Origin of the sequence: Methylobacterium sp. WL7 (genome assembly GCF_008040085.1) — a bacterium.
Taxonomy (GTDB): Bacteria; Pseudomonadota; Alphaproteobacteria; order Rhizobiales; family Beijerinckiaceae; genus Methylobacterium; species Methylobacterium mesophilicum.
The window spans coordinates 1-14,840 of sequence record NZ_VRVG01000063.1 but is presented as its reverse complement, the minus strand read 5'-3'; the positions used below and the strand labels follow the sequence as shown (position 1 = coordinate 14,840).

Annotated in this window: 9 protein-coding genes; 1 reads left to right on the top strand and 8 read right to left on the bottom strand. The window is 67.7% G+C overall.

Features of this window, described 5'->3' with window-relative positions:
* Positions 1 to 141 precede the first annotated feature (141 nt).
* Positions 142 to 1,662, bottom strand: coding sequence for an FAD-dependent tricarballylate dehydrogenase TcuA (tcuA, locus tag FV233_RS16660; protein ID WP_246690005.1), 1,521 nt, complete (start codon positions 1,660 to 1,662; stop codon positions 142 to 144).
* Between the two features lie 103 nt (positions 1,663 to 1,765).
* Here tcuA and FV233_RS16655 point away from each other — a divergent pair, with 103 nt between their 5' ends.
* A complete protein-coding gene (locus tag FV233_RS16655; protein WP_147898100.1) occupies positions 1,766 to 2,419 on the top strand; it encodes a GntR family transcriptional regulator in 654 nt (217 codons plus the stop codon).
* Between the two features lie 225 nt (positions 2,420 to 2,644).
* On the opposite strand, the gene FV233_RS16645 is transcribed toward FV233_RS16655, so the two are convergent.
* From FV233_RS16645 to FV233_RS16615, 7 genes are all read right to left on the bottom strand, one after another.
* Entirely contained in the window at positions 2,645 to 3,952 is a 1,308-nt protein-coding gene (locus FV233_RS16645; RefSeq protein WP_147898099.1) for an MFS transporter, read from the bottom strand.
* Between the two features lie 24 nt (positions 3,953 to 3,976).
* Complete coding sequence (locus tag FV233_RS16640; RefSeq protein WP_147854424.1) at positions 3,977 to 5,347, bottom strand: 2-hydroxycarboxylate transporter family protein; 1,371 nt, start codon at positions 5,345 to 5,347, stop codon at positions 3,977 to 3,979.
* A gap of 271 nt (positions 5,348 to 5,618) precedes the next feature.
* Positions 5,619 to 7,211 carry a porin gene (locus FV233_RS16635; RefSeq protein ID WP_147898098.1) on the bottom strand — a complete coding sequence of 531 codons (1,593 nt, stop codon included), beginning with the start codon at positions 7,209 to 7,211 and terminating at the stop codon, positions 5,619 to 5,621.
* Between the two features lie 608 nt (positions 7,212 to 7,819).
* On the bottom strand, positions 7,820 to 9,421 hold the full coding sequence (locus FV233_RS16630) for a porin (protein ID WP_147898097.1): 1,602 nt from the start codon (positions 9,419 to 9,421) through the stop codon (positions 7,820 to 7,822).
* Between the two features lie 134 nt (positions 9,422 to 9,555).
* Positions 9,556 to 11,142, bottom strand: a complete 1,587-nt coding sequence (locus FV233_RS16625; protein WP_147898096.1) for a porin — start codon at positions 11,140 to 11,142, stop codon at positions 9,556 to 9,558.
* 898 nt (positions 11,143 to 12,040) lie between these two features.
* The gene (locus tag FV233_RS16620) at positions 12,041 to 13,714 is read right to left on the bottom strand and encodes a porin (RefSeq protein WP_147898095.1); all 1,674 of its coding nucleotides are present in this window, start codon (positions 13,712 to 13,714) and stop codon (positions 12,041 to 12,043) included.
* 411 nt (positions 13,715 to 14,125) lie between these two features.
* On the bottom strand, positions 14,126 to 14,812 hold the full coding sequence (locus tag FV233_RS16615; protein WP_147898094.1) for a metal ABC transporter permease: 687 nt from the start codon (positions 14,810 to 14,812) through the stop codon (positions 14,126 to 14,128).
* Positions 14,813 to 14,840: the final 28 nt, after the last annotated feature.

The following is a 14,840-nucleotide window of genomic DNA, read 5'->3' as shown; positions in this document are numbered from 1 at the left end:
GCCTCCGACAGTTCAAGATCTTGCAGCGTCGGCGGCTATGGGTTCCGGGCTCGCCTGCGGCGCCCCGGAATGACAGGGTGGGTCATCCTGCGACCTTGGTGTCCGCGTTTAAAGAAAAGATCTGAAAAACGACCGAGTATTCTATTTCTTTGATGCCCGCACGGCCGCCGCGGCGCCGTAGCCGGCCCGCCGCCCGAAGACGACGCCGGAGGTCAGGCCCGAGCCGCCGGGATAGCCGTTGAAGAACACGCCGCCGACCATCTCGCCGCAGGCGTAGAGCCCGGGGATCTCGCTGCCGTCCTCGCGCCGGACGCCGCCGCCCTCCCCGACCTCGACGCCGCCATACGTGAAGGTGATGCCGCCCGTGACCGGGTAGGCCTTGAACGGCCCGGTCTCGATCGCCTGCGCCCAGTTCGACTTCGGCAGGGGGAGGCCCTTGGTGCCGCGGCCGTCCTTCACGGTGGGGTCGAACGGCACGGCATCGTCCACGGCGGCGTTGAAATCCGCGATGGTGCGCCGGGCCGCCGCGCGGTCGATGCCGTCGAGCCTGTCGAGCAGCCCGTCGAGCGTGTCGGCCTCGACGAAGTGGGCGTCGTGGAACCGGTACTCGCTGTAGAGCAGGTGATCGACCTTGGCATCGAAGATCTGCCAGGCGACGTGCCCGGGCTGCTCCATGATCGAGCGGCCGAACTGGGCGTAGGTGTAATTGCGAAAATTCTTGCCCTCGTCGACGAACCGCTCGCCGTTCGCATTGAGCATCAATCCCAAAAAGTAGCAGATCTTGCGGTAGTGCTTCCGCTCGCCGTGCGGCAAGTCGAGGTTGCCGTAATCGGGGGTGTGCAGGTCCATCGGGGTGGCGTGGCAGCCGCCGTAGAAGCCGTGCGGCTTGGCGCCGAGCGCGAGCGCCATCTCCAATCCGTCGCCGCGGTTGTGCGGGGTGCCGCGCACCCGGGCCTTGTCCCAGCCAGCGCCGATGAAGCGCGTGCGCAGCTCAGGGTTCGATTCGAAGCCGCCGCAGGCCAGGATCACCGCCCCGGCCCGGAACGCGCCCTGGGGCGTCTCCACGCCGACGACGCAGCCCGCCTCGACGATCAGCCCGGTGGCCGGGCAGCCGTAGCGGATCTCGCCGCCGGCCTTCGTGAACGCCTCGAGTTCGGCGCGGGCGAGCCCGAAACCCTCGTCGTGGGTGGCGAGCGTCAGGCCGCCCCAGAACACGAAGCGGCCGTCCTTCTCGAAGGATTGCCGGGCGTAGATCGGCTCGAACTTCACGCCCTGCGTCGAGAGCCAGCGCAGGGCCGCGCCGCTCTCGTCGATCAGGATGCGCTGCTCGCGCGAGAGCGGCCGGCCGTCGTTGAAGCCGAGGAGGTCGCTCTCGAAGGTCTGCGCCGTGTAGGCGCCGAAATCGGTCCGCGGCAGGCGCGGGTCGTCCGGGTCGGCGAGCAGCGGGATCAGGTCGTCGTTGCCCTGGTAGACGAACCGCATGGCGCCGGCGGTGTAGGCGGTGTTGCCGCCGGCCAGATCCGGCTCCGCTTTCTCGATCATCAGCACCGAGGCGCCGCGCTCCAGGGCGGCGAGGCCCGCGCTCATGGCGGCATTGCCGGAGCCGACCACCACGACATCAAAGGGTCCCGCCTGCCGATCCTGCATCGCCGCCTCCGTCATCCGAACCTCGATTCCGTTATTGTATACGCTTGCATGCAATCGGCGGCAAGCGTTCCTGCGGACCACGTTTCACGCTATGGCCACGGCCGAGGAGAGTCCGGCCATGAAGGCGAGCGAGTCTGAGCGCTCCAACGGCGCCGCCGCCTACGAGCGGCTGCTGCAGGCGATCGAGGAGGGCGAACTCGCCCCCGGCAGCCGCCTGCGCGAGGCCGAGCTGGCGGAGCGGTTCGCGATCAGCCGCACGCCGGTGCGCGAGGCTTTGGGCCGCCTGGAAGCGCAGGGCCTCGTCGCCCACGAGCCGCACCGGGGCGCCAGCGTGGCGCAGCTCGATTACAGTCAGGTCAGTGAACTCTACGACATGCGCGAGGTGCTGGAGGGGACGGCGGCCCGGCTCGCCGCGATCCATGCCAGCGCGGTCGAGACCGAGCTTCTGGACGAGATGATCGTTCGGGACCGGGCGCTGGCCGGCGACGGGGCGGCGCTGGCGCGCACCAACCGGCTGTTCCATCGGCAGATCCACGCCGCCGCGCGCAACCGATTCCTGCAGGGCACCCTGGAGACGATGCGCCTGTCGCTGGTGCTGCTGCCCGGCTCGACGACCCTCTCGGCACCGGAACGGGCCGGCGAGTCCCTCGACGAGCATGCCGCGATCATCGCGGCGATCCGCGCCCATGATGGCGACCGGGCCGAGGCGGCAGCCCGCGCGCATATCCGCGCCGCCTTCAAGGCGCGGATCCGGATCTGGCAGGGGGTGTAGCCCGGCGCCCTGAGGGGCTGTGAGAATCTAGCGTCTTCGACCCGCGACAGGCCCCCTCTCCCGTGCGGGAGAGGGTTGGGGTGAGGGATGCGCCCTCTCCGGATGAACCTGTCCCCTCACCCTGTCCCTCTCCCGCACGGGAGAGGGGACCCGAGCCACATCCGAAAAGGCAGCTCGCTCCGCGGCTGCGGCAGCGCTCCCCAGCGTGGGTCGACGAAAAGCCGCTCAGGCGTGGGCCGGAACCCGGGCCTCTCGCGGGCCGCCGCGGAACAGCGCGAGCGTCGCGATGATGCCGCACGCGGCCGCCGCCATCAGCCAGTAGCTCGGGGCCGCCCGGTCGCCGGTCTGCTCGATCAGGTAGGTCGAGACCATCGGGGTGGCGGTGCCGAACAGGGCCGTGGCGAGGCTGTAGGCCAGGGAGAAGCCGCTGGCCCGCACATGCGCCGGCACGACCTCGGACAGCGAGACGATCATCGCGCCGTTGTAGACGCCGAAGAAGAACGAGAACCACAATTCGACGCCGAGCATCTTGGCGAAGGTCGGATCGGCCACCAGCCAGTGCAGCGCCGGATAGGTGGTCAGCAGCGACAGGACCGAGATGGTGAGCAGCACGGGCTTGCGCCCGATCGCGTCCGACAGCGCGCCGCCCACTGGCAGCCAGATGAAGTTGGTGATCGCCACGCACAGGGTGACGATCAGGCTGTCGGTCTCGGTGAGCTTGAGGACGGTCTTGCCGAAGGTCGGGGTGTACACGGTGATCATGTAGAAGGTCACCGTGGTCATGGTGGAGAGCATCATGCCGAGCAGCACGATCCGCCAGTTGGCTGCGACCGTGGTGAGGATCTCGCGCGTGCTCGGATGGTGGGTCCGCTGGGCGAATTCCTGGGTCTCCTGCAGGGAGCGCCGGATGAAGAAGATGAACGGCACGATCAGGCAGCCGATGAAGAACGGGATGCGCCAGCCGAAATCGCCGATCTGCTGCTTGGTCAGGTAGGCGTTCAGCCCGTAGCCGATCACGGCCGCGAACATGATCGCCACCTGCTGGCTCGCCGACTGGAACGACGTGTAGAAGCCCTTCCGCCCGGGCGTGGCGATCTCGAACAGGTAGATCGAGACGCCGCCGATCTCGACGCCGGCCGAGAAGCCCTGCAGCAGGCGGCCGGCCAGCACGATCAGGGGCGCGGCGATGCCGATGGTCCCGTAGCTCGGGCAGAAGGCGATCAGCACCGTGCCGCTCGCCATGATCGCCAGGGTGACGATCAGGCCCTTCCGGCGTCCGATCCGGTCGATATAGGCGCCGAGCACGATCGCCCCGAGGGGCCGCATCAGCGCGCCGAGCCAGAAGGTCCCGAAGGTCAGGAGCAGCTCGGTGGTCTCGTTGCCCGAGGGGAAGAACGCCCGCGCGATGGAGCTGGCGTAGAACCCGAACAGGAAGAAATCGAACATCTCCAGGAAGTTGCCGCTCGTCGCGCGGAGGATCGCCCCGATCCTGGATTGCAGGCTCGCCCCGACGGCGCCCGGATCACCGGCCATGACGCAACGCTCCCCGATCTCGATTCACGCGCCGATCCATTTCATCGCGATGATCGTCCCGGTGACGGTCAGGGCGCCGCCGATCCGGGTGGCGATCTGGGCGAACGGCATCAGCGCCATGCGGTTGGCCGCCGTGAGGATCGCCACGTCGCCGGTGCCGCCCTGGCCGCTGTGGCAGGCGTTCACGATGGCGGTCTCGATCGGGTACATCCCGAGGGCGCGGCCGACGAAGAAGCCGGTGACCATCAGCGTGGACACGGTGGACACGATGGTGATCAGGTTCACCAGGGTGAACGCCGCCATCAGCTCGTTCCAGGGGGTGAGCGCCACCCCGATGGCGAAGAGCAGCGGGTAGGTCATCGAGACCTGCACGAACTTGTAGACCACGAAGCCGCCGGCCTGGAGATGGGGCGACACGGCGCTGCCGAGCTTGGCGAACACCGCCAGGAACAGCATCGCCACCGGCGCCGGCAGGCCGACGAGGTGGTGGGCGACGACCCCGAGCAGGTAGAGGGTGATGGCCGTGAGCCCGGCCGCGCCGATCGTGGCGGCGTCGATCTGGCCGCGGGCCGCCTCGGAGCGCGCCTGCGCGTCGCTCGATTCCATGCCCTCCGCGCCCGGCTGGAGCCGGCCCTCGCCGGTGAGGTGGGGATAGCGCTTGCCGACATAGTTGAGGGTGCCGGCGAAGATGATCGCGGTGAGCGAGCCGAGCATCACCGGCGGCAGCACCTGGGCGAACACGACGCCCTGCTGCTGGCCCAGGATCGCCGCGTAGCCGATGGAGAGCGGAATCGCGCCCTCGCCGACGCCGCCGGCCATGATCGGCACCACGATGAAGAAGAAGGTCTTGTAGGGGCCGAGCCCGAGCGCGGTGCCGACCAGGGTGCCGACGATGGCGGCCGCCACCGAGCCGACCGCGAGGGGCGCGAAGATCTTGAGGAAGCCCTTGATCAGGACGTCGCGATCCATGCCCAGGATCGAGCCGACGATGATCGTGGCGATGTAGATGTAGAGGAAGTTGGTGAACTTCGTGAAGTCGAAGATCGCCTTCTCCATCTGGGGCGGCACCAGCTTGTAGTAGACGAGCGCCGACGGGATGAAGGTCGCGAAGATCGCGCCCGCGCCGATGTTGCGCAGGATCGGGATGCGCTTGCCGATCTCGGCGCAGGTGAAGCCGCCCATCACCAGGACGGCGATCATGGTCGGCCCGTCCGGCTTGACCTCGCCCTCCTGGACCAGGACCACCAGCAGGATCGCCACGATGACGTAGAGCGGCAGCGGAATGATGCCGATCTTCATGTCGACCAGGCGCCACCAGCCCTCGGGCCAGAACCGTGCGGCGCGGCGCTCGTTGAGCGGCGTCGGCACGGGACTCGTCGAGGCGCTACTGGTCATCGGCTTCCTCCGGACTTCCGACCACGCGCGGGCCCTTCCGGCCTTCGCCGCGCGGCCCCGATCGCCCCGACGGTCGCGACCTGGGCCGCCCGGTCGGCGGAGATAAAGTCGAATCCGGCGTATCAGCGCCCGCACAGGGCGGCAACGCGAACCGCGGGACAAAGCGCGCCACCTGTATTGGGGAGAGGGATTAAGCCGGCACCTCCAGTCGTCGCGTGGACGCACGATCGGGGACGGCGCCGGGGGTGCCCCCCGGCGCCGGCTCATCGGATCAGAAGTCGCGCTGCACGCGGAAGCGGACGTGCGTCATCGAATCCTGCGTCGCCGTCCGCGGCACGAACGTGCCGTTGTTGATGGCGGCGACGTTCGCGTAGGCACCCGGGCCCTTGTCGAGGTCGATCACCCGGCCGCTCTTCACGCCGACCTGGGTGTAGAAGGCCTCGACGCCGATATCGAGATCCGCCACCGGCGACCAGATCAGGCTGCCGCCGACCACGTACTGGTAGGTGTCCCGCAGGGCCTGGCTCAGCTGGTAGAACCGGGTGCCGGGCACGCCGACGCCGTTGGTGCCGAAGCTGTTGCCGCTCGGGTTCACCAAGCTGAACAGCGCGCCCTGGGCCAGGCGGGCGCCGGCCGAGAAATCCTGCTCGCCGTAGGAGCCGAACAGCGCCGAGCGCCATTCCGGCGACCAGTAGTGCAGGTACGACGCCACCGCCGAGAAGCTGGTCGAGGTCTGGAGCTGGCCGGTGAACGGGTTGACCGACGCGTCGGCGAAGTACTGCTCGAACTTCTGGGTATCGAAGCCGGTATTGGACTGCGCGTAGCAGCCGGCGATCATGCAATAGCCGGCATAGCTCTGCGCGCCGTTGGCGTAGGCCCCCTGCAGATAGAGGGTATCCCCCGGGGCAATCGCCGGCAGGTTGATCTTCACGCCGCCCTGCACACCCCAGCCCTGGACCGAGTTGGCGTGGCGGATGCCGGTGAGCACGCCACCCGCGCCCGCGGGCGTGTTGGTGCTCAGGTTGCCGACGTTGATCTCATGCGTGGCGGCCGAGAGCTGGGCCGAGCCCCAGGCCTGATCGATTCGCAGGGCGCCGACGAAATCGGGCAGCCGCGAGCGCTGGACGGCGTCGACGTTGCCGTAGCGGGACGGCCGGCCACTCGTGTAGCCGACGAAGACGGGGGCGAGCGCGTTCCCGGACGGCGAGAAGACCGGCGAGCGCGTGAAGACCGGGTCTTCCACCGACAGGGTCGCCGAGACGCCGTTGCCGAAGGTGGCGGTGTAGGCGAGCAGGTTGGTGGATGAATTGTCCGAGCCCGAGGTCGCGCCGTAGAACTCGAAATCGTGGGCGTAGAAGTCGTAGAACGACGAGGCGCGACCGGCGGTGAGGCCGGCGAACTGGATGAACGCCTTGTCGACGTTCACGTATTGCTGCGCCCGATTCACCTCGTCGACGCCCGTGCCACGATAGGCTTGGCCGATACGCACCATCGTGCCGGAATGGATGGTTCCGGTGCGGGAGGCGGCATCCAGGCGCACGAAGGCGCGCAGGGCGCCGTAGGCGGTCTGGGTGCGGGCATCCATGTTGAAGCGCGCCAGCCCCCGGAAGCCCGACGTGTCGCCGGCCGCGCCCGGCTGGCGGCTGGACGAGGTCTGGTAGGCCCCCTCGAACCGGGCCCGGCCCGAGACGCGCAGGCACGTGTCGGTGCCCGGGATGTAGAAGAAGCCGGCCCCGAAGGCCGAGCAGACGCGGACGAACTCGATCGGCGCCGCCTTCTTGATCGGAAGGTCGGCAGCCTGGGCGGATCCGACCGCAACGAACGCGGCCGCGGATCCGAGCAAGAAATGGTTCAATAATCTCATCAAGACCCCCAGAAGTTTGAAGCCGAAGACGGCAACGCTTCCCGTTTTTCTGCGGAACGCAGATTGTTCTTTGATTTTTTATTTGCAGAAGAGAGATCGGCAAGTTTTACCGCATCTCATCTTTCGCCTACGATCCTGCGATCCCGATCTTTAGCAAGCAACAGCGATTCAACGTGCCGCCTGAGCATTTATGAATTTGTTGCTGATCTGCCACGTAACGCTTGAGATGTTTTGATTTTATTCAACTTCAGTATTTGCCATGAGGTATTTGCAATCGGACAATTTTTTCCGTCGTCATTGCTCTTGGTGGAACCAGATGCGCCCGATCATTGATCATGATCGGCGACAGCACGGAGCGGCGATCCCGCCGAACGGGCGGCGCACCTGCCCCGGACGGTGGCGCGCTTGCACCAACTGCCTCGTGATCGGCGGCGATCGAGCCGCCATCCCGACCGGGGACAGGGCCGCCGGTCCTCATCGACGAATCGCGGGGGGCCCTCGAGCGCCACCGCTCGGTCCGGCGCCCGGGAGCCTGTCGGCGCGATGCACAACGCAAGGAGGCCCGGCGCAGGGCCGGGCCTCGGGTGTCGCGGCGCCGCAATACCGGCTCAGAAGTCGCGCTGGACCCGCAGGCGGATCTGCGAGACCGAATCCTGGGTCGCAGTCCGGGGCATGAAGGTGCCGGCGTTGATCTGGGCGATGGCACCGTAGGCGCCCGGGCTCTTGTCGAGATCGATCGCCCGGCCGCTCTTCAGGCCGATCTGCGTGTAGTAGCCCTCGACGCCGACATCGAGGTCCTTCACCGGCGACCAGATCAGGCTCGCGCCGGCCACGAACTGGTCGGTGTCGCGGAGCGCCTGGCTCAGTTGATAGAACCGCGTGCCCGGGACGCCGACCGCGTTGGTGCCGAAGGGATTGCCGCCGGCGAGGGTGCTCACCAGGCCGTAGGCCGCGCCCTGCGCAAGGCGGGCGCCGCGGGCGAAGCCCTGCGCGCCGTAGGAGCCGAAGACGGCCGAGCGCCAGTCCGGTGACCAGTAGTGCAGGTACGACGCCACCGCGGTGAAGCTCCGCGAGGTCTGCAGCCGGCCGGTGAACGGGTCGACCGTCGCGTCCGAGAAGAATTGGCTGAATTTCTGGCCCTGGATCGTCGCCGGGCTCTGTCCGGCGGAGCCGCTGAACGCCGAATAGCCCGTGTAGAACTGCGCGCCCGCGCCGTAGGCGCCCTGCAGGTACAGGGCGTCGCCCGGCGCGACGGACGGCGTGTTCACCTTCACGCCGCCCTGCACCGCCCAGCCCTGGACGCTGTCGGTGTGCGCGACGGCGGCGTTCGCGCCGGTGCCGAGCCCGACGTTGCCGACGTTCAGCTCATGGGTGGCGGCCGAAAGCTGCGCGGAGCCCCAGGCCCGGTCGAGACGCAGGACGCCGACGAAATCCGGCAGCCGCTCGCGCTGGATGCCGTCGATGGCGGCGAAGCTCGACGGAGCGCCCCGGGGATAGCCGACGAAGACCGGGCTGGCCGGAGCGGCGCCCCCCGAGGGCGCGAAGATCGGCGTGCGGCGGAAGACCGGGTCTTCCACCGACAGGGTCGCCGACAGGCCGTTGCCGAGGGCCGCCGTGTAGGCGAGCAGGTTGGTCGAGGCGACATCCGAGCCGGCGGTGCTGCCCGACAGCTCGAAATCGTGGGCATAGAAGTCGAAGAACGAGGAGGCGCGACCGGCCGTGAGCCCGGCGAACTGGATGAACGCCTTGTCGACGTTCACGATCTGCTGGACGCGCCCGACCTGATCGACGCCGGTGGCGACGTAGGCCGAGCCGATGCGCTCCTGGGTGCCGGATCGGCCCACACCGGCCGCACCGGTCCGGCTTCCGGCCTCGAGGCGCACGAAGGCGCGCAGCGTGCCGTAGGCGGTCTGGGTGCGGGCATCGAGGTTGAAGCGCAGCAGCCCGCGATAGCCCGACGTATCGCCGCCGTTGGTCCCGGCCTGCCGGGTATAGCTGGTGATGTAGCCGCCCTCGAACCGGGCGCGGCCGGAGACGCGCAGGCAGGTGTCGGCGCCCGGGATGAAGAAGAAGCCGGTGCCGTAGGCCGAGCAGACCCGGACATACGCGATCGGTGCCGCCGTCCCGACCGGAAGGTCGGCCGCGGCGGCTCCCCCGGCCATCGCGAGGGTGGCGGCCGAGCCCAGCAGGAGAGACGTCGATCGCCTCATCAAAGGCCTCGCTATTCTTAGCCGGCACAGCGGGACTGGCGCCAGAAAAAGCGGCCCGGCGCGGGGCCGGGCCTTGGAAGTCGAGTGCACGAGGACGGGTGCCGGGACCGAAGCCCCGGCACCGCTGGGGCGGATCAGAAGTCGCGCTGGACGCGGAAGCGGACCTGCGAGATCGAGTCCTGCGTCGCGGTACGCGGCACGAAGGTGCCGTTGTTGATGCCGGCGACGTTGTTGTAGGCGGTCGGGCTCTTGTCCTGGTCGATCACTCGGCCGCTCTTCAGGCCGATCTGCGTGTAGTAGCCCTCGACGCCGATATCGAGATCCTTCACTGGCGACCAGATCAGGCTCGCGCCGGCGACGAACTGGTAGTTGTCGCGGAGCGCCTGGCTCAGCTGATAGAACCGCGTGCCGGGCACGCCCACGGCGTTGGGGCCGGAGATGAGGCCGGAGCCGGCGAGGCCATAGGCGGCCCCCTGCGCGATACGGGCGGCGCGGGAGAAGCTCTGCTCGCCGTAGGAGCCGAACAGGGCCGAGCGCCATTCCGGCGACCAGTAGTGCAGGTACGACGCAACAGCGGTGAAGCTCTGCGAGGTCTGCAGCTGGCCGGTGAACGGGTTGATCGTGGCGTCCGAGAAGAACTGGTTGAACTTCTGGCCCTGGATCGTCGCCGGGTTCTGCGCGTAGGACCCGCTATACGCGGAATAGCCCGTGTAGAGCTGCGCGCCGTCACTATAGGCGCCCTGCAGGTACAGGGCGTCGCCAGGCGCGACGAACGGGGTGTTCACCTTCAGGCCGCCCTGCACCGCCCAGGCCTGGACGCTGTTGGTGTGCGCGATGTTGACGTTCGTGCCTGCGACGGGATTCGTCGCGATATTGCCGACGTTCAGCTCATGGGTGGCGGCCGAGATCTGAGCCGAGCCCCAGGCCTGGTCGAGGCGCAGGGCACCGACGAAGTCGGGCAGACGCTCGCGCTGAACGGTGTCGATCGTGCTCAGCACGGTCGGAGCGCCCCGGGTGTAGCCGACGAACACGGGGCTGACGGTGGACGCGTAGGGCGCGAAGATCGGCGTGCGGCGGAAGACCGGGTCTTCCACCGACAGGGTCGCCGACACGCCGTTGCCCAGCACCGCCGTGTAAGCGAGAAGGTTGGTCGAGGCGTTGTCCGAGCCGAGCGTGCTGCCGGTGATCTCGAAGTCGTGCGCGTAGAAGTCGAAGAACGAGGACGCGCGACCGGCGGTCAGGCCGGCGAACTGGATGAACGCCTTGTCGACGTTCATGTATTGCTGAGCGCGACCCACCTGATCGACGCCCGTTGAGGCGTAGGCCTGGCCGATGCGCTGCTGGGTGCCGGACTGGCCGATGCCGGAATAGCCGGTGCGGCTGCCGGCATCGAGGCGCACGAAGGCGCGGAGCGTACCGTAGGCGGTCTGGGTGCGGGCATCCATGTTGATGCGCATCCGGCCCTGGTAGCCCGAGGTGTCGCCGTTGCCGCCCTGGCGCGAGTAGCTGGCCATGTAGCCACCCTCGAACCGGGCGCGGCCCGAGATGCGCAGGCAGGTGTCGGTGCCCGGGATGTAGAAGAAGCCGGCCCCGAAGGCGGAGCAGACGCGGACGTACTCGATCGGCGCCGCCTTCTTGATCGGAAGGTCGGCGGCCTGGGCGGCTCCGATCGCCGCGAAGGCAGCGGCCGAGCCGAGCAGCGAGCTCTTCAAGAGCTTCATAGATATCTCCAAAGCTTCGAGACCCGAAAACACCCACGAGTCCGGTTTATCCGGCCCTCGCAGCGCTCGATGTTGTTGAATTCTGCAATCTTAAGTGCAGATTTTTAGAGATATCCCGCGTCAGAGATTCCTCTATGCGGTTTCATATGATGGAACGCGCCTTATCCAAGCAACATCGATATCATTCGATCTGTGCGATTGATTTGTGTTGTTGCAACGTCGCAACGTCACGAAAATGTTTTGCAGTATTATTGAGTATACAGATTGTAGAAGTAGTCTGATTGACGCGGATATTTATTGCGAACATCTCACAAGAAATATCTCCGCAGCCGCGATTTTTATCCGCACGCGCGTGGGTCTGCCGATACGGCCGGACCCGGGCTCATCCCGCGGAGACGCGCCGGCCCATGGTCTCGAGCCGCCGCGTCGTCGGCTCCGGTCGCGACGGCCGGCTCGCGAAGATCCGTCGCGCCGAGTCCGCCCGTGATTCGACCGGATCGGCGAATCGATTCGTGCGGCGACGGCGCGGCCGAACGACGGCCACGGCGGCACGGCGGGTCGCGGCGGGTATGGGGAGGATGGGGGCGGTCGAGCGGCGCCCCCGGGAACCGGGGCCCGAGGCCGGTCAGCGGCGCGGCGCGGAAACGCGGTCTGGCCGTGATCCGTGCCGGATGCGGGCTTCGCGGGTTCGGTCCGGAGTTCGTGTGTGGCGGCGGCGCCGCCGGGAACCGTTCGGCCGCGGCCCTGAAGCGGCGACGTCCGGAAGCGGGGCAGGCGCGGCGTCCGGCGTCATCGAGCCCGCCGACAACGAAAAAGGCCCAGCCGGAGGGCTGGGCCTTGAGATCCGTGGAACCTGGGAACCGGCGCGGGGGGCGTATCCCCGCGCCGACGATGCGGCTTAGAAGTCGCGCTGAACGCGCATGCGGAACGAGGACACCGAGTCCTGCGTGGCGGTGGCCGGAACGAAGGTTCCGGCGTTAATACCTGCAACGTTGTTGTAGGCGGTCGGGCTCTTGTCCTTGTCGATCACACGGCCGTTCTTGACGCCGATCTGGGTGTAGTAACCCTCAACACCGATATCGAGATCCTTGACCGGCGACCAGATCAGGCTCGCGCCGGCGACGATCTGGTAGGTATCTCGAAGCGCTTCGCTGAGATTGTAAAATCTCGTCCCGGGCGTACCGACGGCATTGGCACCGTATCCACCTGCGCCGCCTAGAGAATTCACGAGGGAATAAACAGCACCTTGCGAAGCGCGGGCCTTCTGAGAGAAGTCCATCTCGCCGTAGCTGGCGAAGACGGCCGAGCGCCACTCAGGCGTCCAGTAGTGCAGGTACGAGCCGACGACCGTGAAGCTCTGCGACCGCTCCATTTGGCCCGTGATCGGGTTGACTGTCGCGTCGTTGAAGAACTGGTTAAACTTCTGGCCCTGGATCGTCGCGGCGTTCTGCGAGTAGGAGCCGCTGAACGAGGAGTAGCCGGTGTAGAGCTGAGCGCCGCTGCCGTACGCTCCTTGAAGGTAGAAGGCATCACCCGGGGCGATGAACGGCGTGTTGATCTTCACACCGCCCTGCACCGCGTAGCCATATGAATTGTTGGTATGTGGGATGCTGACGAACGGGCCGCTTCCAACGCCGCCGGCTTGGGTGCCGTTCGTTCCGTTCGCAAGGTTGCCGACGTTAAGCTCGTGCACCGCAGCCGACACCTGAGCGGAGCCCCAGGCTTGATCGAGGCGCAGGGCGCCGACGAAGTCGGGCATCCGCGAGCGCTGGATCACGTCCACAAAGCTGTACCGGCTTGGTGCCGCGCCGTTATAGCCGACGATCACCGGGGACGGAGAAACCGTCTGAGCGAAGTTGGCAATGTTCGCGTTGACCGTAACGCCATTGGGGTTGAGCGAAGGCGAGTAGATCGGGCTGCGGCGGAAGACCGGGTCTTCTGCAGAGATCGTGGCTGACAGGCCGTTTCCGAGGGTGGCGGTGTAGGCGAGTAGGTTGGTGGACGCGATGTCCGAACCGGCGGTGGCGCCGGCGAATTCGAAATCGTGGGCGTAGAAGTCGAAGAAGGACGAGGCGCGACCGGCGGTCAGGCCGGCGAACTGGATGAACGCCTTGTCGACGTTGGCGAATTGCTGGTCGCGGCCGAAGCTGTCGATGCCGAGGCCGGGATAGGCCTGGCCGATGCGCTGCTGGGTGCCGGAGGTGCCGACGCCGGAGTAGCCGGTGCGGGCGCCGGCATCGAGGCGCACGAAGGCGCGCAGGGTGCCGTAGGCGGTCTGGGTGCGGGCATCGAGGTTGATGCGCAGGCGGCCCTGGTAGCCCGAGGTGTCGCCGCCGTTGCCATACTGGCGCGAATAGCTGGTCATGTAGCCGCCCTCGAACCGGGCGCGGCCGGAGAGGCGCAGGCAGGTGTCGGTGCCGGGAATGTAGAAGAAGCCGGCGCCGTAGGCCGAGCACACGCGGACGTACTCGATCGGGACCGCCTTCTTGACCGGGAGGTCGGCGGCGTGGGCGGCTCCGATCGCCGCGAAGGCGGCTGCGGAACCGAGCAGTGAGCTCTTCAAGAGCTTCATAGACATCTCCAAAGCTTCGAGACCCGATGATGCGGACATGCCCGGTTTTCCGGATCTTGCCGCACGTCTTGTAGGTTTGGCCTGCGTCTTGGGTGGCAGGCTCCTGCGGGCTCTCGCTTGGCGATGCCCCCGTGCACGATCACCATGTGCGAACGGGTTTCGGCGAGCAATCAGAATTCGGCTCGGATAAATTGGTTCCTGTGCGATGTTGCCGCCCGGCAACAATATCAGAACGCGTTAGCCGGCAACAGCTTGCCGGATGTACCGATATGCTTTCCGCAGTGGCAGGAGTGCTGTCGAACCGGGCATGGACGGGTCCGCCCCGGCCGGCGGGAAGGGCCGGGGCGGTCCGAACGTGTGGGCTACGCCGACGTCCTGTCCTGAGACGGCGGAGGCGTGCCCGGCCTCACCTCACATCGGCGGCGTCAGGCCGTTCTTGCCGACGGCGACGCGGCGCGCCGTGACCTTGCCGTCCTCGCCGCGCGCGGCGACCACGAACGCCTTCGCGCCGGCAGCGATCGCACCGGAATCCGCGGACTCGAAGGTGACCACCGGGGCCTGCGGCGGGACCAGGATCTGGATCGACTGGCCCTTGCCGTAATCGACCGTGAGGGTGCGCTCCGCGCCGCCCCCGCTCGCCTTCACGGTGCCGTTCGTCATCGCGCTCTTGACCCGGGGGGCGTCCGGCGCGGTCGCGGGTCCGGCGGCCTTCACGGTGCCGTTGGTCATGGTGCTCTTCACGGCAGCGCTGCCGGTGTGATCGGGAAGCATGTCCCAGTCGTAATGGCCCTCCCCGGTGCCGCGCATCGATTCCGGGAACAGCACGACCTCCAGGGCGACCGGCGGCTCGCCCTTGGTGGCGGTGCCGATGAACACGCCGTCCTTGATCTGATCGAGCTGGGCCGGGACGACCCAGGAGACCTTGGCGTCGGGCGCCAGGGTCACCTGCTGGCTCTTCCCGTCCAGGGTCTTGAGGGTGAAGCCGCCGCCCTCCACGGACTCGATCGTGCCGCGCAGGCGCTCGGGCGGCGCGGCGGCCTGTGCGGAGGTGGCGAGCGCCAGAAGGCTCGCGAGGGCGAGGGTCGGGAGTTTTGACATGGTGGCGGGGGTCCTATCGCCGCCGGAA

Bases quoted from the DNA above. Each gene is read 5' to 3' on its own strand.
- FV233_RS16615 (WP_147898094.1), bottom strand. From the start codon at position 14,812: ATGTCAAAACTCCCGACCCTCGCCCTCGCGAGCCTTCTGGCGCTCGCC.
- FV233_RS16625 (WP_147898096.1), bottom strand. From the start codon at position 11,142: ATGAAGCTCTTGAAGAGCTCGCTGCTCGGCTCGGCCGCTGCCTTCGCG.
- FV233_RS16645 (WP_147898099.1), bottom strand. From the start codon at position 3,952: ATGGCCGGTGATCCGGGCGCCGTCGGGGCGAGCCTGCAATCCAGGATC.
- FV233_RS16620 (WP_147898095.1), bottom strand. From the start codon at position 13,714: ATGAAGCTCTTGAAGAGCTCACTGCTCGGTTCCGCAGCCGCCTTCGCG.
- FV233_RS16640 (WP_147854424.1), bottom strand. From the start codon at position 5,347: ATGACCAGTAGCGCCTCGACGAGTCCCGTGCCGACGCCGCTCAACGAG.
- FV233_RS16630 (WP_147898097.1), bottom strand. From the start codon at position 9,421: ATGAGGCGATCGACGTCTCTCCTGCTGGGCTCGGCCGCCACCCTCGCG.
- FV233_RS16635 (WP_147898098.1), bottom strand. From the start codon at position 7,211: ATGAGATTATTGAACCATTTCTTGCTCGGATCCGCGGCCGCGTTCGTT.
- FV233_RS16655 (WP_147898100.1), top strand. From the start codon at position 1,766: ATGAAGGCGAGCGAGTCTGAGCGCTCCAACGGCGCCGCCGCCTACGAG.
- tcuA (WP_246690005.1), bottom strand. From the start codon at position 1,662: ATGACGGAGGCGGCGATGCAGGATCGGCAGGCGGGACCCTTTGATGTC.